The following is a 609-nucleotide window of genomic DNA, read 5'->3' on the forward strand; positions in this document are numbered from 1 at the left end:
GAGAATGTAAAGAGTTTCGTGTAAATGGTTAAACTTACCAACAAGGGAGGATGATCATTTTATGCGAAACTCTTCTTCATTAGCGAAGGAACTGGCGAAAGGCTGCCGCTCAGTTGAGGAAATTCAAGAAAAGTTAAGAGACCTTTTTAAGGACACATTGCAAGAAATTTTCGAAGCAGAGATGGATGAACATCTTGGCTATGAAAAGCATGATCCTGTTGGCAACAACAGTGGCAATAGCCGCAATGGTTACAGCAAGAAAAACATTAAAACCAGGTTTGGTAAATCAGAAATAGAAATTCCAAGAGACAGAAATGGCGAATTTGAACCTCAAATAATCAAGAAATATGAGAATACTTCCAATCAGTTGGAGGATCAGATTATTGCAATGTATGCTAAAGGTATGTCTACTCGTGATATTGAAGACCACATGCGGCAAATTTACGGTGTTGACGTGTCACCAACCATGGTTAGTAAGATTACAGATAAAATTCTACCACTGATTGCAGAGTGGCAATCCAGACCTTTAAATCGTGTTTACCCCGTCGTTTTTTTGGATGCTATTCACTTTAAAGTACGCCAGGATAATCGAATAATTAATAAGGCAGC

At 38.4% G+C, this 609-nt stretch carries 1 protein-coding gene; it reads left to right on the forward strand.

Translation table 11 applies throughout. The annotated features are described in order from the left end of the window. Positions 1–61: 61 nt before the first annotated feature. A partial coding sequence (locus V6C27_14785) for a transposase (GenBank protein ID MEG6617654.1) occupies positions 62–609 on the forward strand: 548 nt, incomplete at its 3' end.

This window comes from Peptococcaceae bacterium 1198_IL3148, from assembly GCA_036763105.1.
GTDB lineage: Bacteria > Bacillota > Desulfotomaculia > Desulfotomaculales > Desulfohalotomaculaceae > JBAIYS01.